The organism is Marinobacterium profundum (genome assembly GCF_001528745.1).
Lineage (GTDB): Bacteria > Pseudomonadota > Gammaproteobacteria > Pseudomonadales > Balneatricaceae > Marinobacterium_A > Marinobacterium_A profundum.
Genome location: NZ_BCNS01000105.1, coordinates 29034 through 47754, shown reverse-complemented (window position 1 = coordinate 47754; position 18721 = coordinate 29034). Strand labels below are relative to the sequence as shown.

Annotated in this window: 15 protein-coding genes; 4 read left to right on the top strand and 11 right to left on the bottom strand. The window is 60.3% G+C overall.

What is annotated here, in order from left to right:
* Positions 1–42 precede the first annotated feature (42 nt).
* The 8 genes from MPRO_RS10730 to MPRO_RS10695 all read right to left on the bottom strand — a co-directional run bounded on the left by MPRO_RS10730 (position 43) and on the right by MPRO_RS10695 (position 12278).
* Entirely contained in the window at positions 43–1836 is a 1794-nt protein-coding gene (locus tag MPRO_RS10730) for an ABC transporter ATP-binding protein (RefSeq protein ID WP_067291708.1), read from the bottom strand.
* Positions 1833–3599, bottom strand: coding sequence for an ABC transporter transmembrane domain-containing protein (locus MPRO_RS10725; RefSeq protein ID WP_067291705.1), 1767 nt, complete (start codon positions 3597–3599; stop codon positions 1833–1835). Before MPRO_RS10725 ends, MPRO_RS10730 begins: the two co-directional genes overlap by 4 nt.
* A 281-nt stretch (positions 3600–3880) precedes the next feature.
* Positions 3881–4993 (bottom strand): lipocalin-like domain-containing protein, encoded by a 1113-nt coding sequence (locus MPRO_RS10720; RefSeq protein WP_067291701.1) that lies wholly within the window; start codon positions 4991–4993, stop codon positions 3881–3883.
* A complete protein-coding gene (locus MPRO_RS10715) occupies positions 4986–7439 on the bottom strand; it encodes an FtsX-like permease family protein (protein WP_067291698.1) in 2454 nt (817 codons plus the stop codon). The genes MPRO_RS10720 and MPRO_RS10715 overlap by 8 nt, the downstream gene beginning before the upstream one ends.
* Positions 7436–8098: an ABC transporter ATP-binding protein gene (locus tag MPRO_RS10710; protein WP_067291695.1), complete on the bottom strand. Its 663-nt coding sequence runs from the start codon at positions 8096–8098 to the stop codon at positions 7436–7438. The genes MPRO_RS10715 and MPRO_RS10710 overlap by 4 nt, the downstream gene beginning before the upstream one ends.
* Positions 8099–8194: 96 nt before the next feature.
* Entirely contained in the window at positions 8195–9322 is a 1128-nt protein-coding gene (locus tag MPRO_RS10705) for a HupE/UreJ family protein (RefSeq protein ID WP_216821287.1), read from the bottom strand.
* On the bottom strand, positions 9312–10790 hold the full coding sequence (locus MPRO_RS10700; RefSeq protein WP_082708649.1) for a DUF4331 domain-containing protein: 1479 nt from the start codon (positions 10788–10790) through the stop codon (positions 9312–9314). The genes MPRO_RS10705 and MPRO_RS10700 overlap by 11 nt, the downstream gene beginning before the upstream one ends.
* Before the next feature lie 27 nt (positions 10791–10817).
* Positions 10818–12278: a tetratricopeptide repeat protein gene (locus MPRO_RS10695; protein ID WP_082708647.1), complete on the bottom strand. Its 1461-nt coding sequence runs from the start codon at positions 12276–12278 to the stop codon at positions 10818–10820.
* Positions 12279–12526: 248 nt separating this feature from the next.
* Here MPRO_RS10695 and MPRO_RS10690 point away from each other — a divergent pair, with 248 nt between their 5' ends.
* Both MPRO_RS10690 and MPRO_RS10685 read left to right on the top strand, forming a co-directional pair.
* Complete coding sequence (locus MPRO_RS10690) at positions 12527–13117, top strand: cysteine dioxygenase family protein (protein WP_067291681.1); 591 nt, start codon at positions 12527–12529, stop codon at positions 13115–13117.
* Positions 13118–13452: 335 nt separating this feature from the next.
* A complete protein-coding gene (locus MPRO_RS10685; protein ID WP_158651792.1) occupies positions 13453–14046 on the top strand; it encodes an SPOR domain-containing protein in 594 nt (197 codons plus the stop codon).
* A gap of 99 nt (positions 14047–14145) precedes the next feature.
* Here MPRO_RS10685 and MPRO_RS10680 read toward each other — a convergent pair whose 3' ends face one another.
* The 3 genes from MPRO_RS10680 to MPRO_RS10670 form a co-directional block, all read right to left on the bottom strand.
* The gene (locus MPRO_RS10680; RefSeq protein ID WP_067291676.1) at positions 14146–14775 is read right to left on the bottom strand and encodes a response regulator transcription factor; all 630 of its coding nucleotides are present in this window, start codon (positions 14773–14775) and stop codon (positions 14146–14148) included.
* Positions 14772–16679 (bottom strand): ATP-binding protein, encoded by a 1908-nt coding sequence (locus MPRO_RS10675; protein WP_067291673.1) that lies wholly within the window; start codon positions 16677–16679, stop codon positions 14772–14774. Before MPRO_RS10675 ends, MPRO_RS10680 begins: the two co-directional genes overlap by 4 nt.
* Positions 16680–16828: 149 nt before the next feature.
* The gene (locus MPRO_RS10670) at positions 16829–17182 is read right to left on the bottom strand and encodes a hypothetical protein (protein ID WP_067291669.1); all 354 of its coding nucleotides are present in this window, start codon (positions 17180–17182) and stop codon (positions 16829–16831) included.
* Between the two features lie 491 nt (positions 17183–17673).
* Between MPRO_RS10670 and MPRO_RS10665 the strand changes: the two genes are divergently transcribed.
* Together MPRO_RS10665 and MPRO_RS10660 are read left to right on the top strand one after the other, a co-directional pair.
* The gene (locus MPRO_RS10665) at positions 17674–17934 is read left to right on the top strand and encodes a BufA1 family periplasmic bufferin-type metallophore (protein ID WP_067291666.1); all 261 of its coding nucleotides are present in this window, start codon (positions 17674–17676) and stop codon (positions 17932–17934) included.
* Positions 17935–18190: 256 nt separating this feature from the next.
* Positions 18191–18709 carry a DoxX family protein gene (locus MPRO_RS10660; RefSeq protein ID WP_082708645.1) on the top strand — a complete coding sequence of 173 codons (519 nt, stop codon included), beginning with the start codon at positions 18191–18193 and terminating at the stop codon, positions 18707–18709.
* The last annotated feature ends 12 nt before the right edge of the window (positions 18710–18721 follow it).

Here is an 18721-nt window from a genome sequence, read left to right as displayed (position 1 = left end):
CCAGCACCTCCAGCCCTTGCGCCCAACCCTTTGGCCCAGCCCTCAGGCGTCTTCGGCCTCTGCCACCCGCCGCGCCTGTTGCTGCAGGCGATACATGGAAGCGTAAAGGCCATCAAGACGATCCAGCAGTTCGGTGTGAGTACCAGATTCGGCAATCTCGCCGTGGGACAGCACCAGAATACGGTCGGCCTGGCGGATGGTGGATAAGCGATGCGCCACCACAATCAGCGTGACCTTGCCATGCAACTCGCTCAGCGCCTGCTGCACCACTTGCTCGGTTTCGCTGTCGACGTTGGCCGTGGCTTCATCGAGCAGCAGTATGCGCGGCGAGGCCGCCAGCGCCCGGGCAATGATCAGCTGCTGGCGCTGACCGGTCGAGAGCCGCGTGCCCCTTTCCCCCAGCAGTGTCTGATAGCCATCCGGCATAGCCTTAATCAGACTGTGCAGATGCGCCTGGCGCGCCGCCTTTTCAATCGCCGCCAGCCCCAGACCCCGCCCCATATCAATGTTGTCGTAGAGACTGGCCGCCAGCACGAAGGGCTCCTGCGGAATCAGGCCTATGCCTGAGCGCAGGGCCTCGTGACTCAGCTGTGACAGGGGCTGATCGTCCAGCCGGATCTCGCCGCCGCCAGGGCTGTAGAAATTCAGCAGCAGGTTCAGCAGGGTGCTCTTGCCGCTGCCGGTATGGCCCACTACCGCAAAGAATCCGCCGGCCGGCACCTCGATTGAAAGCCGTTTCAACACGGTCTTGCCCGGCTGATACTGGAAATCCAGCTGACGCACGCTGATGGCACCGGCACTGATCTGGGCATCACCCGCCGAGTATTGTTGCTCGCCCTCCTGTATCAGCTGATGCACACGGCTGCCTGCGACCATGGCCTGCTGATACAGATTAAAGCGCTGGGTGATCTCGGCCAGGGGTTCGGTAAAGCGGCTCAGGTAATTGAGAAAGGCGTAGAGCACGCCGATTTCCGCCACACCGGCGACCTGCTGCAGACCAAAGCCCCAGACCACCGCCACCAGCACCAGAACGCTGAGCAGATCGATGGCCGGGCGCAACAAGAGTGCGCCGGCTCGCACGGTGCGCATGCGGGCCTGGTAGTACTGGCTGTTCAGCCCCTCGAACTGGGCACTGAAGCGCTGCTGTTGATTGCTGGCCTGAATCACCCCCATGCCGGCGATAGACTCGCTGATACTGGCGTTGATCTCGGAACGAAGCTGGCGCGTTTGCCCCACAGCCGCGCCACTGAGACGCTGATAGACGTAGATCACCGCCACCACCGCCGGCACCAGCGTCAGTGCAATCAGCATCAGCTGCACATTGAGCAGCCCCATGGCGACTATGATGCCCGCCAGCAGAATCAGGTTGGTCAGCACCACCGACAGGAACTGCACATACAGGTCCTTGATGGCCTCGGTATCGTTGGTGATGCGGCTGACCAGCTGACCGGTCATGGCGCGGTCGTAGAAGGCCATGGGCAGGCGCAACACATGGGCGAACACCCGCTCGCGAATATCCAGCACGGCCCCGAGCGCCATATCGCAAAAGCGCAGCGTTTGCTGATAACGCAGCCAGGCGGCCGAGATCTGGGTCAGCAGATAGACCAGCAGCAGTGTCAGCAGCGCCCGCAGCTCGAAATTTTCCACCAGCAGGTGATCATCGATAAAGATTTTCAGCAGTATGGGGCCAGCCACATCCGCCGCTGTCGCCAGCAGCAACAGGAGCAGGGCCTTGATCAGCAGCGGTTTGTCCCGCACCACATACTTGCTCAGCAGCCGAAAGGCGCCGCGCTTGTCTGCAGGCTGTTCGGAGTGAGTCTCGGCTGCAGCGGTCATGCCCTGACCTCCTGATCCCTGGCATCGAGCGAGGCTTCGAGTTGCTGATACGCTTCCATGCGACTGTACCAGCCGTCCGCGATCTGCAGGGCTGCATGATTGCCACGCTCCAGCACAAGGCCGTGGGACAGCACTATAATCTCGTCGGCATGCTGTACCGCAGACAACCGGTGGCTGATGATAATACAGCTCTGAGCGCCGATATTGCGCCGCAGATGCCCCAGAATGCGCCGCTCGGTATGCACATCCACCGCCGAGAGCGCATCGTCCAGCACCAGTACCGGCGCCTGAGTCAGCAGTGCCCGGGCGATCGCCAGACGCTGGCGCTGCCCACCCGACAGGGTCACACCGCGCTCGCCCACCGGAGTATGGTAACCATGTTCAAAACCCATGATATCGTCGTGTACCGACGCGATGCGGGCGGCGGCTTCGATATCCGCCTGGCTGGCATCGGGCCTGGCCAAGGCAATATTTTGCGCAATGCTGATACTGAACAGAAAAGCATCCTGGGGCACATAGGCGAAAGCGCCCCGCACCGCCGCCAGCTGCAATTGGCCTATGGCAACGCCGCCCAGTTCAAGCGTCCCCTGCTGCGCATCCCAATAGCGCATCAGCAGCTGAATCAGCGTGCTCTTGCCGGCCCCGGTAGGGCCTACGACGCCGAGCACCCGCCCCTGGGGCAGGTCCAGATCAATCTGCTGCAATGCAGGCTGCGGACTGTCGGGGTAGCTGAAGGTCAGCCCGCGCAGGCGAATATCCGCCCCCGATGGCTGCAGGGTACCGCTGGCATCAATGCTGTCCGGGCACTGCAACAGGCTGTCCACCCGCTTGAAGGCGGCACTGCCGCGCTCAACAATATTCAGCAGCCAGCCAAAGGCAAACATCGGCCAGATCAGCTGCCCCAGATACATGATAAAGCTGGCCAGGGCGCCGACCGTCAGCGCCTGCTGCACAATCAGCCAGGCGCCAAAGCTCACACTCAGCGCCAGCGCCGCCGCCATGCAGAGGAAGATCACCGGCTCGAACAGCGCCTCGCTGCGTGCCACCTTGAAATTGCTTGCCGCGGCTTCTTCGGCGATGGCGCAAAATGCGCTGATTTCAACCCTTTCTCGCCCCATGGCCTTGACCAGACGAATGCCGGCCAGGGCTTCCTGGGTACGGTCATTGAGGCGGGAAAACTGCTCCAGCGCCTGCTGAAAATGGCGGTGCACGGCGCTGGATATGCGATAGAACGCCAGCGCCATAAAGGGAAAGGGAATCAGTGCCACCAGCGCCAGACGCCAGTCGATTACGACAAACATCATCAGCAGCACCAGTAACAGCGTCAGCAAACCATCAAAGCCCGACAGCACCCCCTCGCCCGCCGCAAGCTCAATGGCATCTATATCGTTGGTGGCGCGGGCCATCAGGTCGCCGGTGTTGTGGACGTTGTAGAACGCCTGGCCCTGGCGAGTCAGGCGCTGATAGAAGCGCGCGCGCAGCAGATTGCCAAGCCGATAGGAGGTGCCAAACAGAATCAGCCGCCAGCCCATGCGCAGCAGATAAACCGCCAGCCCCAGGCCGCACAGCGCCAGCAAATAATGCGCGCCCGGTATGGCGTCATCGTTGCCAGCAGACGCCTGCAGCAGCGCATCAATGGCGCGACCAATCAGCCAGGGCACACTCATGTTCAGCACGGCTACGCCCGCCAGCATCAACAGCGCCAGGCTGTAGGTACGCCGGTGTTCACGAAAAAACCAGCCAAGCTGTAAAAATAACGCCATGGGAAAAACCGGTCTCGGGGCAGGATGGACAGTCGATATTAACCCAGCGGGGTAATACATGAAGCAGGGATGCTTCATCATTGGGCCTTTCGCTGGAACAACGGCCCAACGCGAGCGCCATCCCTTCGCCGGAAAGAGCCCAGCAGGTCCACGCACCTGCGGCCATTCTATTAGGCTAAAGAGTTCTGGCGTGACGGACAAATAGGGAGGGAACCTGTTTGTCCGTCTGGTTAATGGCACAAAGGTCGCCAGCATAACCCGAAGCCTTACCGGGCGCAGCTTCAGTCGCCGTAGCCGGTCATTTCCAGGTAACCTTCACCCCTATGACTGCCGCTTACCTCCACCGGCCCTTCCCAGTAACTCAGCCGGCCCGGATTCCAGAAGTCCCCGGGCCAGGCCGTCACCTCAAGCTCGATGCCCGCTGCCGGCACCCTCACCTGCCAGCGCACCGGCACCTGGCCACGCCTGCTGTCGCGAAAGGCCAGCGGCTGCAAGCTGAATTCATCGGGGCTCAGTGCCTGGCTGCTGCCATCGGCCTGAATCAGGCTGGCGGCATAAAACGGCGCTTTGCCTCGTATCCGGAACAGCATCAAGCGGCGGCCATCATCCAGATGCAGCGCCATCCAGTCCCAGCCACGCTGATCGGGTTGCAGCAGCTGACTGCTCCACTCGCGGTCAAACCAGCCCTGGCCGCTGACCTGGTGCGTCTTGCCATCCAGGGTGATCTCTCCACTGATGGCCAGGGCCGGGTAACTGAAATACATAGAGCCGCCGCCCACAGCCGACTTGGCGCTAAAGCCCTGGTTACCGTGCTTTACCGCAGCCAGGGTCGGCATCAGCTGCAAGCGGTAGCCAAAGTCGCCCGCCTGGGTCTGCAGCGCCCAGCCACCCTGTTGCAAGGCGCTCAGCTGCCAGTCATCAATCCAGGCCTCAAAGGGCGCCGCGACGACCCCGGCCTGACCACTGCCACCGCGCCCAAGCTTGGAGGCAAAACGATGGCGCCCCGGCTGACTCAGCGCCGCGTGCGCCAGCCACAACTCATCGCCATACCAGCCGGCCATGGCTGTTTCTTCTGCGCGCTGCCCGCCAAGCCCCATGCGAAACAGCGTCCACTGCACACCGAAGGCCTCGCCTGTCTCGCTGCGCAGATTGGCATTGAGGTACCACCACTCCAGCCGATAGTCCGGATGAGCGCCCATATCCTGGGGCAATGAAACTGTCATGCCGGGCTGGGCCTGGGCAAAGTCCGCTTCAGGCGATACCTGCTCGCTCAACACAGCCGTTGCATCACCTTGTGGCGGCGGTGCAGGCTCAGAGCCCGCCAGCAACAGCAACAGCAACAGCAACAGCAGGATGCCCACCCAGGGTCGCCAGCGGCCCAGACAGCTATTCATTTTTCAGTGTCTCGAGCCGCACCGGGCTTGCCATCAGCACACCGGTTACGGCACCGACCAGCAGACAGGCCAGCCACACCTGCAGCCAGTAGGCCGGATAAAGGTTGAACGGCAGCGCCCAGCCAAAGGCCACCGGGTTGACCCTGGCCACCAGCACCCAGGACAGGAAAATGCCCAGGGGCGTCGCCAGCACACTCAACACTGTGGTGAGCAGCATGGAGTGAGCACAGAGGCGCCAGCGCAACTGGCCGCGGGTCAGGCCGCAGACGTAGATCCAGCTGTACAGGCGTTGGCGCAAACGAAACAGTGTCAGAGCCATCAGCATAAGTGCCACTCCTGATAGCAGTAGCGTCAGCCCGCTCAGCGCGCCGGTAATGTCGAAGGTACGGCCAAACACCGCCCGGGCCCCCGCCTTGAGCGCGGCCTGATCACGCAGCCGGCTATCCGCCAGCCAGGGGTACTGTTGCGGCCAGCGCTGCCAGTCCGGTGCTGAGCCCGGCGCCAGCCCCAGCACAAAGGTGGTATGGCGCCCAGGTAGCGCTGTTGGAAAATGGCGGTACCCCAGCATTATTTCGCCATCCGGCCGGCCATAATCGGCATAGATGGCCGCCACCTGATACAGCTTTTCCATGGAGCCCAGGCGCACCTTGATCCAGTCGCCCAGCTTGAGGTGCTGGCGCCGCGCCAGCTGCTCATTGAGCATCAGGCCCTGCCCCCGCAGCGCCAGCCAGGGCTGCGGTGCCGACTCCAGAAAATCCCAGCCCGACACAAGCGCAGACTCAGGGTCCACCCCCAGCACATCCACCGCCTGCTGCTCCACCAGCCCCCGCCCGCGCACCTGGGGCAGTACCGCCACCACCTGGGGCAGCGTCTGCAACTGGGTCACCCAATCCTGCAATATCACCGGCTGCGCGGGATCCAGATAAAGCTGCCCCTGCAGCCGCTGATCGAGCCAGCGTGCAAAGGTGCTTTCAAAGCCCGTCACCATGGCCTGGATGCCAATGGCAGAAGCGATGGCAAATGCCAGCGCCAGCAATGGCAGGCGCAGCAGACGACACAGCGCCTGCATCTCCGAGCAGGACCATTCCAGCAACACTGCGCCAGGCCTGCGTTGCACCAAAGCCTGCAGCCCTGACAGCAAGAGTGACAGCAAGCGCGGCAGTAACAGGCCTGCGCCCAGCAGGCAGGCACCGGTGGCCGCAAAAATCAGCCACAGCGGCGTATCCAGCGCCAGACCCAGCACACCCAGTTGCATCAGCAGCACACCGGCGAGCCAGCCCCAGGGCCCCTCCGGGCGGCGAGTCTCTCCCGTCTGAATATCGGACTTCAGCAGCAAGATATCGCTGCAGGCCCAGGCCAGTAACACCAGCAGTACAAAGGCGGCCCGCAGCCAGAGTTCTGCCGCCGACAGGCCCGCGCCCAGACCCTCGAGGCTGAACAAGCCCGCCAGGGTGCCTCGAAAGCCCTCAGCCAGCAGGCCAGCCAGCAGCTGCCCAAGCCATACGCCCAGAGCCCCGCCGAGCACGCACAGCAACAGCATTTCCAGCAGCAGGTAGAGCCGCAGACGCCAGAGTTCAACGCCCTGGCGATAGAGGATATCCAGGCTGCGCCGGCGCTGCTCCATCGAAAACAGATAGACCGCACGTACCAGCAGCGCCGCCACCAGCAGGGCCAGCCAGCCCAGCGCCTCCAGACTGAGCAGAAAGCTGTTTGCCAGCGGCGCCGATGAAACCCCGTAGTCCTGCAGCGTCGCCTCGTAGCCTGAAGGCAGCATCCGGGCCAGCGGCGCCGGCATCAGCAGCTCAAGCCCTGCCACACGCCCTGTCTGCCGGGCAAGAATGGCTATGGTGGCTATATCACCCACCAGCACATCGGCCGGCAGATCAGGTGCCGCCTGCAACGCATATTCAGTGGTAACGGCGTGCGCGCTGCTTTGCCACAACCGCAATGCGCTAGCTGAACCCCAGAGTGTGCCCCGTGCCGCCCCCCCTTCTGCTGGCGATTGCCCGGCTACTAGCTCAGGTTCTGCGGCATCCAGCACCGCCGTCATCCCGGGGAGCGAAGGCAGGCAAGCCGCCGTAAGAGGATCGATGCCCAGCAGGCGCAGCCGTGCGCGTACGCTAGAAGAGGGTTTACTCTGCGCCTGGCTTGGCCGGTCGAGTTCAAGCTGCAGATTGAGGCGCGGCGTAACGCAAAAGCCTGCTCGGCGTAGCAACGCAAAGTCATCCACCCCAAGGGGACGCCTGTCGAGCCGCTGCAGCGACAATTGGGGCGCCTGGGCCTGTACTGAGGCTTCAATGGAGGCTGCGCCCCGACTGGTGAGTGATTGCACGCCGCTCCAGAGCATGGCGGCACAGGCGAGGATCAGCAGCAGGCCGGCCAGCTGCCCGGGGTGGCGGCGGTAATGGCTCAGGTACACCTGGAACAAATACACTGCCGAGCTCATGGACTCAGAGCACCGTTGCTCAGGTGCAGCACCCGATCACAGCCCTGCGCCAGCACCGGGTTGTGGGTCACGATCAGGGCCGTCAGGCCGCGTTCGTGCATGGTTTTGAAAAACAATGGCATAACAAGTTGGGCACTGGCTTCATCCAGGCTGCCAGTGGGCTCATCCGCCAGAATCAGTTCAGGCTGCATGGCAAAAGCGCAGGCCAGGGCCGCGCGCTGGCGCTGACCGCCGGACAGCTGGTCGGGGTAGCGTTGCGCGACATCACTAATACCCAGCGCCTGCAGCAGCTCAAGCGGCTCGACCTTGAGCCCCGCCAAGCCCGCCCGAAAGACAAGATTGCGGCTGACGCTCAGGGTTGGAATCAGATTGCCATCCTGAAACAGGGTCGCTATGCGGTGGCGACGCCAGCGGGCCCAGCCGTTGTCGCCAAGGCGCTGATATGGCAGGCCGAACACTTCCAGTGAGCCCTGATCGGGGTGCATTAGGCCATTAAGCAGGTTCAGCAGGGTCGACTTGCCACAGCCCGATGGCCCCATAATGGCCACGGACTCGCCTGCTGCAAGCTCAAACGACAGATCACGCAGCACCTGGACCCGGGTTTCCCCGCGGCCATAGTGCTTGCAGATCCCATCCGCCTGTATAACCCGTTCCGTCATCACTATCCGCATCCTGTCATCGCACTCAGTATAGAGCCCGGTGCCCATCATGCCGCAGCTGGACGCAAAGCATATGCCAGTATCACAAAGCGACTCTCAGGAACCCCCCGGGAATACACGCTGCCACAGCCAGACACCGGCCACCAGAATCACCAGCACCGAGCCTGTACGCAACACCAGCGGCTGGAAAAACAGCTGCGACCGGGCCAGGTAAAGCGGTGGGAACAGTATCGCGACCAGTGCCAGCTGGCCGAGTTCTATGCCTATATTAAATCCAGCCAGTGCCGCCAGCTGCCCGCCCGCGGGCAGCCCGAGCAGCGACAGCACACTGGCGAAGCCAAAGCCGTGCAGTAACCCAAAACCCAGCGCCAGCGGCCAGCGCAAACCTCGCCCCAGCGGCCACAAATTATTCAGCGCCGCCAATATCACCGATAGCGCAATCAGGCTCTCCACCAGGCGCGACGGCAGACTCAGAATATTCAGCACACTCAGACTCAGGGTGATGGAGTGCGCCAGGGTGAAGGCCGTGACGACCTTAAGCAGCTCAAGCGTGGCGGGCTTCAACCCCTCGGCCGGCGTCCAGCCTGCGCCCGTGCGTACCAGCACCGCCGGCAGCAGCAAGGTGACGAGAAACAGCATATGATCAAATCCGCTCCAGATATGCTGCATGCCCTCGGTAATATAGGTCTGGAGCAACCGCAGGGTGGAGATTGCCTGCGCCGGCACGGTCAGCTGTGGCGTACGGGCCGACAGAATGCGCGCATCCAGCAGCGTCCCATCCTGCTCCAGGGAGACATAAAGGCGATGGTCGGGGGGAAACTCGTCCAGCCGCAGAAAAGCCAGCTGGGTGTCGACGGGAACAACAGCGTCGTCAATCCGCACAGCCAGCTCGATAGTCTGCTGTGCGCCCAGTGCAACGGTACCGGCACGGGGCATCCGGGAGTCACTCGCAGGCTCAAGCCGTACCAGGGAAATGGCCAGGCCCCGCAGACGCTCGGCCGCAGCCTCAACTTCCGCCTCACTCACCGTCGCGTTACTGTCGCTATCCAGGCTGACAAAACGTTCAAGCTCGCTGGCATTAATACTGAACAACAGCGATAGGCCCGCCGCATCAGGCATGACCCGGACAGTACTGATGCCCGGGTCATGCGCCAGTGCACTGTGCCAGGGCTGCAAAAGCAGCCCCAGCAACAGCCACAGGGCGGGTTTAACCTTAGTGCCCATGACCATGATTACGCCCGTTCAGGGGCGTCGCGGCGTAGGGGAACACCTTGTTATAGGCAATATCATTGGCATCGACGTTGTCACCGGCAGGTCCGTTGATCACCAGTGGATCATTGCGCAGATCACTGATCAGCGCCGTAACCGCAATATCAACGACATCATCACCAAAGCGCCGTCCATTGGGCCAGCCACCTGGAATGGTACCCGCCGCAAAGCCGGGAAGACCTGCCTGCACCGAGCTGCTCAGCGCATCACCGCCGAACACACTCAGGCGCGAGAAGCCGGCATCATCGGGATTGGCCACATCATCGGCACCGCCGCCTGCCAGACGCGCAGCGGCGGTGGACAGATCCACCTTGATCAGGTCGGGAATAAAGATCCCGGCGATATCTGTGCGCCCGGTTTCAAGCGCTACCATATCACCGCCAAACACCAGATCATTCAGCAATGCGGCCAGCTCAGGCTCCTCGGCGTATTTGGCAAAGAGTGCAGCGTCCACCTCGGGTGAGGAGCGGTTATAGAGATCCTTGTCGGCAATGGCGACCAGGGCTTCGTTGAACAACGGATTCCCCTGACGGGCCACCTGCACCCAATCACCAGACTCCTTGGGCCCGTCCTTGCGCAGCACTGTCTGTTTCTGCCGGCTGGTACTGGCATAAACACCCACCACCTGGTCGGCACCGCCGATCGCCTGCAAGGGTATATCCAGCACCACCGTATGCACGTTGTAGCCACCCTGGGCATCAACGCCCGGGCTGCGCAGCTGCAGCAGATCGAAGATCGACTGAATATCGCCGTAGAAGCCGTCGTCTCGCTGACCGGCAAAAGTGCGATAACCGCCCGGCAGGTTGTAAACGGTCTGCGCTGTATAGGCATCAAGTGAAGCCACCAGCGCTACGCCGTCGCGGGCCGGGTTTTCACCATTGTTATCAATATTGTACAGAGGGGTCGCAATACCCTGATTATTGGGCGGTACCAGCATTTTGAATCCCGGCGGCGTCAGGTCCGTCACTATGCCGGTGCGGTGGTTCTCCTGCGTCAACCGGTAACTCTGGGTCAGGTTCTGGGCATCGTCCCCCACCCTGTCAATCACACCCAGGTAAGACTGCAGTATCGTCTGGTTGGTCTTGTAGGCGGTATTGAAACGAAAGTGGTAGCTAAGCGAAGGCCTGCCGGCGGCCAGATCATCACCGGTCGCAACATGGATCGAGTAGCGCACCCGGTCGTCAAAGTTATATTTGTTGGGCCCGATACCGGGCTCCTCGAACGGATAGACGCTCAGCGCCGTGGTCAGATAGGCCATGCCGTCGCTGTTACTGCGAAAGGCATACACATCGGCGGTATTGGCCGCATCATCCAGAGTGATCAGGGGGGCATCCATATGGCTGGATGCCAGTGCCAGGCTGGCTGCACCCACACAGGCTAGCAGCACACTGGGCGTCCTGATCCTTTCTATTCGCGATTTCATGGTGTATCTCCAGATTTGGAGTTGCCCTTACGGGCGAAGGAGAGCCTTGCGACTCAGTACAGCATTTGAAAGCTGCTGTTCACTTGCGCTACAGCGGGCTTGCGCCAGCATGCGTTGCTCGGATGGCAGCAGCCGATAAGCCGGCTGCCGGGCCCTATTTAGCCAGTTCTGTGCCTGCTGGCAGTCACCGCGGGCGGCGGCGATCATACCGGCATGCAACTGTACGCGCGGGTCCTGCAGGCCCGATGCCAGTGCGCTGGAAATCAGATTCCAGGCGGATACCAGATCACCCTGACGGTATTGCGCCAGGGCCAGGGTATCCAGCGTGAGAGGATCCTGGCGGATTGCATATTCCTGCTGCGCCAGGGTCAGCGCCCTTGAGAGTGCCGCAGCGCTGGTCGAGGTGGACGCCAGGTAGAGCGCATAGGTGCGCCTGTCGGCGTCTGCACCCCGCCGTGCCAGCTGCGCCTGCAGCGTAGCCTGTGCTTCAACCTTTCCTGCTTGCTCCAGCGCCTCCAGCAGCGGCCACTGATAGAGGGGCTGGGGCGCCTCTATGGCAGCACGCTGCAACTGCTCAACGGCCCGGGCGTAGTCACCCCGCGCCAGCCAAAGGCGGCCCGATAGCAGCAGTGCCGGCGGATAGTTCGGGCGTATTTCCAGCGCCGCCCGTACCAGAGTGAGCGCCGTATCAGCATCGCCCTGGGCAATCACAAAGCTTGCCAGGCGCGCCAGGGCCCAGGCCTTGGCCTCGGGTTGCCGCGCACTGGTAGAGCGGGCACTGAGCGCCATCATTTCGATGGCGCCGTCACTATCACCGTTGAGCCAGCGCAGTTCAGCCGCACGACTGTAAGCCTGGGGGCCGGGATGCAAATCCATCATGCGCTGGTAGGCGCTGGCAGCGGCCTCGAGATCGCCCTGTTCCAGCTGCAGATCACCCAGTAGGCCATAGTCAAACCAGCCCCCGCGGCTGCTCACCAGCTCCAGCGCCAGCACCTGGGATTCGGCAAAACGATGCTGCTGGTGGAGTGAGCGTGCGAGCAACAGCTGTGCAGCCGCACTGCCCGGTACCTGGGCGTTCATGCAATTACCGGCCTGCTCAGCCAGCTTCAGATAACCGGCGTCAAAGGTTTCCCGTGCCAGGGCCAGGTGACGCCAACCCAGACGCTCCAGCAGCTCCAGCCGACGCGAATAGCTTATTTCATTACCGCGCAATTGCTGCTGTATCTGCTCGATATCGGTCACTGTGCGGTCGGCCTCGAATTGCGCCTGTACCAGTTCACAGGCAAGCGGTCGTCGCCCCTGAGCGCCGACCATGCCAGATGATACTTTCGCAGGGGAATCCAGCAGGGAGACAGAAGCAACAGGCACTGAAAGGCCAGGCTGAGATTGGATCGCTGCAGAGGAAGATGTATCGCTGCCACTGTCACAGCCGGACAGCAGTACCAGGGCCCACAACGAGACTGAAACCCGTTTGCCGACGCATCCCATTGGAACCTCCACTGCATTGAGTTTCTCTTTTCTACGCAGAGAACCCGACAATGGATGCGTTAATTATGCAATTAGTCTGTATGCAGCTTCTGATCACCGCTGAAAAATGCAGGCGCGCACTCAAGTAATGATTTGGCCTTGAAAAACATCTTTTAATATCAGTCAGTTGGTTGCAGTTTCTCGCCAAAGGCGCAAATGCGCTAGCTTCTGATAGGCTTTAAGACAAATCCACCCCTGAGGAGACAGCCATGCATAACACCGCCCGCCTGCGTGATTTTGTCCAGGCCTTCACCGCTCTGGTAAACGAATCGGATGATGAAGCCTACCTGCTGGATGCCGGTGAATTGCTGCTCGCGGATCTGATCCGACACGACGACTGGCTGCCGGAGGCCTATAGCGAGCCAGGCCTCACCGAGTATCGCCAGTACCTGCTGCACTGCGATCCGCTGGAGCGTTTTTCGGTGGTCAGTTTTGTCTGGGGCCCGGGCCAGTGCACACCCATTCACGACCACCAGGTCTGGGGTATGGTCGGCGTGCTGCGCGGTTTGGAACGCTGCGAGGAGTTCGCCCCCGATCCCCAAAGCGGCAAACTGCTGGCACTGGGCACTCACGAATTGCACCCCGGCAGCATTGACCTGGTATCACCGCGCATCGGCGATATCCACCGCGTGTCCAACGGGCTGAATGACACAGCCTCTGTCAGCATCCATGTTTACGGCACCAATATCGGTGCCCAGCGGCGCAACCTCTACGACCCCAACAGCAGCGCTCAGCAGCCCTTTATCTCCGGCTACGCCAACGGCGAAATCATTAATCTGTGGGATAAATCAGATGAATAGCCCCGTCCCATGACTCAGAAGCGCAGAACGATTTTTGAATGTTTCAGCGGCAGCACTGAACGCTGCCGAAACAGATAGCGGCTGTATATTGTTACTGCTAAATTTGCGAGACACCGCCATGAAGCAGAAAGGGGATATATACCGTGCAGTCTGATGAATTTGAACCCTCCTCTGAGTCACGAAACAAGCCTCTCGGTAAACGGGTCAATCAGACCCCGGATAGCGAGCCGCTCACTCCCTGGGAAGAGCGCAGCCGCAGGACAAATGCTCAAAGTGGGGAGCGTCCCGCCCCCCCAACGGCCGTAGCTCGCTATCAGTACACCCTGTCCGCGGTTTTGATCGCTTTCGTAATCACAGCCGTCGGGCTTTTTCTGCTGACAGACTCACGCGTCAGCGACCTGGAAGCCCGCCTTGACGCACAGATAGCCCTGGCCGCGACACCACCGGCTCCCGTCGACAACAGCAATCAGATAGCAGCCATAAGCGAATTAAATAGCCGTATTGATACGCTGCAAGCTGCACTGGATGAACTCCAGACGCAGTCCGACACAGGCAAGGAATCCGACGCACCCGCGATAAATGCAGACTCTGGTGGCCCCATATCCAAGACCGAAGCCAATACCGCTGCCCTGGCGGAGCCGGAAGAAACTGAAGTGGCGGCCAGTGAGCATATAATGGCCCCAGCGCAGGACACTTGGTTAATCAATATTGCCTCATTTTCCCAGCAGAAATCCGCGCAGCAAATGCAAAGCAAATTGGTGGCGCTAGGCCAGAGCGCCACCACAGAATCCGTTAACCTGAAAGGCAAAATACTCTATCGAGTGCGCATCACCGGCCTGCCCGACCGCAAAGCCGCCGAAGCCCAAGCCCAGCGCCTGCAAAAGGAACTGCAGCTTTCCGGCTTATGGGTTGCCAAAGACCCTGGCTGAAGTGACGCACAATAGAGCCAAGCCAAGCTTTTTAAAGTAGCGCGACAGCTTGGCAAAAGTGGCGTCTTGCCCAGCCTTCGGCAGTTTCCGAGGATCCGCTCAGGCCGGCCCGCTCTCATCCAGCTCCAGCATCTGTGCAAGTCGCACCAGCTCTGCCAGGGACCCTGCCTGCATCTTCTCCATCACATTGGCTCGATGCAGTTCCACAGTACGGGTACTGAGATTCAGTTCGTGCGCGGTCACCTTGTTCATTTTTCCGGCGACCACTGCTGTCATGACTTCCCTTTCCCGCGGTGTCAGCGCCGCATAACGCTGTCGCAGCTGTCCTCTGACCTCAATCTCCGCACGCCTTTCCAGATCCCGCCTGACCGCGCTCTGCACCTTGTCCAGCAGACGCTGGTCGCTGAAGGGTTTTTCCAGCAGATCCAGGGCACCTTCCTGAATCGCCCGCACCGCGGTGGGCACATCGGCATGACCGGAAATGAAAATAAGCGGCATATCGGCCCCCATGGCGTTCAGTTTCTCCTGCAGTTCCAGGCCGCTCATGCCCGGCATGCGAATGTCCGCCACTATGCAGCCCGACCATTGCGGCCGGTAACTGACCAGAAACTCCAGAGCATTACTGAAGGTCTCGACCTCCAGACCGATCGAGCGAATCAGCATCGACAGCGCTGCGCGAACATCGCTTTCATCATCGATTATGAATACACGTGCCTGATCCGAACTCATGATCCTCCTCCCTCGCCCACCAACGGCAGCGTCAACTGAAAGCAGGCGCCCCCCTGTGGATGATTAAAGCCGCCGACCCGTCCACCATGGGCCTCTACGATTGACTTGCAGATAGACAGACCGATGCCGATGCCCATCGATTTGCTGGTGACGAAGGGCTCGAACACCCTGTCGAGCAGTTGCGAGTCGATACCGGGACCCTGATCCAGAACGCTGATCTGCAGTTCCCGCGGTGCGCTGTGGTGAGCTCTGATACTCACCTTGCCGGTGCGCCCCACGGCTTTCATGGCGTCCCGGGCGTTGCACAGGTAATTTAAAATGACCTGTTCAATCTGGGTAACGTTGATGCGAACCGGCGGCAAAGATTGCTCACACTCCAGCTGGATTTCGATAGCGTCGTCCCGCAGTTCCACCCGAGCCAGGGTAATGGCGTCCTGCAGCACCTGGAAAATATCCGCCATCATTAAATCCGGTTCACCCTTGCGCAGAAAGTTGCGCATCTGCTGAATGATATCCCCGGCCAATTCTGCATTGGCAGCCACGCGCTCCATTGCGTGGCGAATTTCTGCGACATCGGTGGTTTCACTGCCAAGCAACCTAAGACAGGCCTGAGAATACGTCAGGATCGCGCAAAGGGGCTGATTGACCTCGTGGGCAAAGGCAGAGGCCATCTCGCCCATGGAGCTGACCCTGGACAGGTGGGCCAGATCCTGCAGAGTCTGGCGGGCATTCTCTTCCGCCTCCCGGCGCTCCGTAATATCACGACCAACGGCTATTACACTGTGCAGGGCACCTTGCTCAATGGCGGCCTTCAGCGACCAGGAGAGCCAGCGCTCGCCTCGCTTCGTTTCAACCCTGTGCTCGAATTCCCCATGCTGCCCAGGAACTCCAAGCTGGCTCCAGCAGGCCCTGCCATGTACCTGATCCGAGGCCTGAACCAGATCAAGCAAGGGCATTCCCATCAGCGAAGCCTCAGTGCGACCGAAAAACTCACACAGCGAGGGGCTGGCAAACTCAAACCGACCGTCTGAATCCAACTGGGCCACCAGCTCTTGCTGATTCTCGACCAGCAGGCGGTATTTCTGCTCCTGAAGGCGAAGGTTGCGCGTAGCCTGCATTCGTTGCAGTTCAGCACTGGCCCGGGCGCAGAAGATATCGAACACCGCCTTGTGATAGAAGCCATCCGGCATCGCTTGTGAATCGAAAAAGGCCATATGGCCGATCACCCGCTGATTATCGGCGTCGAAAATCGGCACCCCCAGATAGCTCTCGGCCCCGACATCCTTGGGATAGCGCTCAGTCAGTCGACTGGCATAAAGACAGACGCGCCCTTCCTGAACCACCTTCTCGCAGGGAGTATCCGCCAGGTCATAATCAATATCTCCGGTAAAATCACGATGCGTCCAGTACGCCAGGGTATGCACCCGAGTGGTGGGAAAATCCAGGCATTCGGTGATCAGGGCACCGTCCACATTGAGTACTTCAGCCAGTGACCGGGCCAGGACACGAAAGAACTCGCTCCCGGTACTTTGCGCGGTGGTGCGTGCTACCAGCTGCAGCAACCGCTCGGCTTCGCTGCTGGCCACCATGGGCTGAACGCAGGCACACAGCTGCATCTGCCCGCCAGCCTGAATGCGGCCAAAGCGGATATCGACCGGGGAATGCCCACCACTGCAATCCACCAGGTGACACTGCAGCCTGGCACTGCCCTCGGCCATCGTCTGCTGCCAAAGCGCAGCAATCCGTTCGTCGGTCAGTTCCGGAATCAGATCTGTCAGGGGGGATACGAAGAAAACCGAGTCATCGTAGCCGAGCAACCGCAGCATTTGCGGGCTGACGTAGACCAGCTCTGAGGTGTCATTAAAGCGCAAAGCAGCGTTAAGGTTAGGCGCAGCCGATATCATCTGGAGACTCCCAGCTCGAGTTATAAGCCGGAATTTCGAACAGGTACCCGTTCAGGCTGAAGCAATAGCTCAATGGGAAGGAAATTCTGATCCGGCTCACCTTAGTATAATGCCCAACCCTATTTATGGTGCGGCAGCTCAGAACGTCGTTATGACGGCAATGCCACCTGCCGGAGATATTCGGCGGCCTGGGCACGGGTATAGAAGCGCTCATTCAGAACGAAACCGGAAATGACGGCCGCCCGGATCCGACGGCTCTGCCCCGCCTCACTGATCACCAGCGCGGCCGGCAGACCATCCAGCAGATGGATGGGGGCTGGCCGCCCATCGGCAAAACAGGAAATATAAATACGACCCGTCAGCGTATCCAGAAAGGCCGGGCGAAATCCCTGGGCGCGGTTGTTTTGACTAATACCACCGGTACCGCTGAAGTGGGCGTTTTCCCGGCTCAGTACTGTGTGGCTGAGACGGCTATGGGTGGGTACTTGATTCAAGGCTTGCATGATTGGCCTCCGCCTGTGACCGGGTTCAAACGGATACTGAACCCAATGTCGAATGTATGACCTGTTATCCAAGATACCCGCCAAACTCGTCCCGCATAATCCGTTCTCCTACCTGCTGCTTTGCGGATACTACCTGTGCCATGGAGCAGAACCGGGCCAACCCAGGCTGCTGTCGGTGCCAGTACACGAACTTTCACGCCAAGACGCCAACCCGGTGCAAAACCACAGCACCAACTCAAATCACACTCGCTAGAATCCCAGGCTCCTTAAATACATTTTATTTATTATTTTTCATCAAGTTAGCGGCCTAAACCTGCACTTAAAACCACACCAATACCGTAGCACCCGAGACCCGACCTGCGGTTTTCCACAGGTACGACAGGTGACATTGCGAATGTTATGACTAGGTCGATTTCTTCAGACTGGCTCCCATGGCAACGACACCTGAACAGGTCAGCCATATCCCCTACAGACCCCTGAGGAAACAGACAATGAAAGCTTCTACTCAACTGATTAGCGCCGCCATTTTTGCACTGTCCACTGCCGGCATTATCAGCGCAGGCACAGCACTGGCAGACGAACCCCAGTTCGAAAAATGCTACGGCGTTGCCGCCGCCGGCAAGAACGACTGCCAGACCGCAACCAGCTCCTGCGCCGGCACCGCCAAGAACGATCGCCAATCCGATGCCTTTATCGCCGTACCCCAGGGCACCTGCAGCAAGATCGCCGGCGCCACCCTTGAAGCCAAGTGAAATTGACTATTAACCCGCCGGGTTAATACATGAAGCATCCCTGCTTCATCATTGGCCGCAGGCCAATGATGAAGCCCACAAAAACCAGCACGTCCACGTACTTGCGCCTGTTTTTGTGGGGTGATGGATAAATAGGTAGGGAACCTAATTTATCCGCCAGCTAAATAGCCTGGCCCAGCACAGGGTCAGGCTCTGATCCAATCCACCGGCAGTGGTCCGGGCCTGTTCCGGCCACTGCCTGCAGGAGAACGCGACCATGACCCAATTCAACGCCCATCGCGAAAATCCGGTCAGCACCGGTTCACCCCTTTTTACCCGCACCCTGTATTGGGCCCAGCAGTGCACTCAAGGACTGAACCTGCTTAGCCCTGCCGTAAGCCTGTTATTCCGACTCTGGATCGCCGCCATTTTCTGGAAAGCGGGCATGGCCAAGATTGCCAGCTGGGACGCCACTCTCTACCTATTCACCTACGAATACAGCGTTCCGGTTCTGTCGCCACAGCTCGCAGCCTGGCTGGGCACAGGCGTGGAATTGCTGATGCCGGTACTGCTTGCAGTGGGGCTGGCAACCCGCTTCAGTGCCCTGACGCTGTTCCTGTTCAACATCATCGCCGTCCTGTCCTACCCCAGCCTGAATGAGGTGGGCATTCAGCATCACCAGTATTGGGGATTGATGCTGCTGGTGCCGCTGTTCTACGGACCAGGGCTAGTTTCGCTGGATGCGCTGATACACCGTTATCTGCGCTCCAGGTCAGCCAAGCCGCAGGACCGCTAAATCAGCCTTAAT

What these genes read in the sequence shown, in the direction of transcription:
- MPRO_RS10730 (WP_067291708.1), bottom strand. Translation starts at nt 1,836, where the DNA reads ATGACCGCTGCAGCCGAGACTCACTCCGAACAGCCTGCAGACAAGCGC.
- MPRO_RS10725 (WP_067291705.1), bottom strand. Translation starts at nt 3,599, where the DNA reads ATGGCGTTATTTTTACAGCTTGGCTGGTTTTTTCGTGAACACCGGCGT.
- MPRO_RS10720 (WP_067291701.1), bottom strand. Translation starts at nt 4,993, where the DNA reads ATGAATAGCTGTCTGGGCCGCTGGCGACCCTGGGTGGGCATCCTGCTG.
- MPRO_RS10715 (WP_067291698.1), bottom strand. Translation starts at nt 7,439, where the DNA reads ATGAGCTCGGCAGTGTATTTGTTCCAGGTGTACCTGAGCCATTACCGC.
- MPRO_RS10710 (WP_067291695.1), bottom strand. Translation starts at nt 8,098, where the DNA reads ATGACGGAACGGGTTATACAGGCGGATGGGATCTGCAAGCACTATGGC.
- MPRO_RS10705 (WP_216821287.1), bottom strand. Translation starts at nt 9,322, where the DNA reads ATGGGCACTAAGGTTAAACCCGCCCTGTGGCTGTTGCTGGGGCTGCTT.
- MPRO_RS10700 (WP_082708649.1), bottom strand. Translation starts at nt 10,790, where the DNA reads ATGAAATCGCGAATAGAAAGGATCAGGACGCCCAGTGTGCTGCTAGCC.
- MPRO_RS10695 (WP_082708647.1), bottom strand. Translation starts at nt 12,278, where the DNA reads ATGGGATGCGTCGGCAAACGGGTTTCAGTCTCGTTGTGGGCCCTGGTA.
- MPRO_RS10690 (WP_067291681.1), top strand. Translation starts at nt 12,527, where the DNA reads ATGCATAACACCGCCCGCCTGCGTGATTTTGTCCAGGCCTTCACCGCT.
- MPRO_RS10680 (WP_067291676.1), bottom strand. Translation starts at nt 14,775, where the DNA reads ATGAGTTCGGATCAGGCACGTGTATTCATAATCGATGATGAAAGCGAT.
- MPRO_RS10675 (WP_067291673.1), bottom strand. Translation starts at nt 16,679, where the DNA reads ATGATATCGGCTGCGCCTAACCTTAACGCTGCTTTGCGCTTTAATGAC.
- MPRO_RS10670 (WP_067291669.1), bottom strand. Translation starts at nt 17,182, where the DNA reads ATGCAAGCCTTGAATCAAGTACCCACCCATAGCCGTCTCAGCCACACA.
- MPRO_RS10665 (WP_067291666.1), top strand. Translation starts at nt 17,674, where the DNA reads ATGAAAGCTTCTACTCAACTGATTAGCGCCGCCATTTTTGCACTGTCC.
- MPRO_RS10660 (WP_082708645.1), top strand. Translation starts at nt 18,191, where the DNA reads ATGACCCAATTCAACGCCCATCGCGAAAATCCGGTCAGCACCGGTTCA.